The sequence below is a fragment of the Halorubrum sp. Atlit-26R genome (genome assembly GCF_003666015.1).
GTDB lineage: Archaea > Halobacteriota > Halobacteria > Halobacteriales > Haloferacaceae > Halorubrum.
Genome location: NZ_QPLT01000439.1, coordinates 1 through 490 on the forward strand (window position 1 = coordinate 1; position 490 = coordinate 490).

A 490-nucleotide genomic window follows, 5' to 3' on the forward strand; every position below is an offset into this window, starting at 1 on the left:
TGGACCGCGCTCCAGCGCCGCGCCCGGACGACGGCCGCAGACGACCGGCCGCTCGTCAACCTGTATCTGGAGGAAGCGGCCCAGCTCGTCAGCTCCGGCATCGTCGACGATCTGCTCGCACAGTCGCGCTCGTTCGGCTGTAGCGTCACGCTCGCCACCCAATTCCCCGGCCAGCTCCGGGTGCGCGATGAGGCGGCCTACGTGGAGTTGCTCAACAACGTCTCGACGCTCGTCACGGGCAGCGTCCCCGTTGATGACGCGCTCGCGAAGCGGCTCGCGACTGCCGACCACGATCCCGATGCGGTGAGCAACCGGCTGCGGGCGCTGAGCCGCGGCGAGTGGCTGGTGCGGCTCCCGGCGCCGTTTAACACCCCGCCGCCGCCACCGTTTCTGGTCGGGAGTGCGCCGCTCCCGCCGGGCCATCCCGACCGCGACGAGTTCCGGCCGGCACGCGAGACCGCGGTCGCCGCCCGGGTCGACGCGTGTCGCG

At 72.4% G+C, this 490-nt stretch carries 1 pseudogene; it reads left to right on the plus strand.

Features of this window, described 5'->3' with window-relative positions:
* A pseudogene (locus DVK07_RS21345) lies at positions 1–490 on the plus strand (type IV secretory system conjugative DNA transfer family protein); the annotation flags it as partial.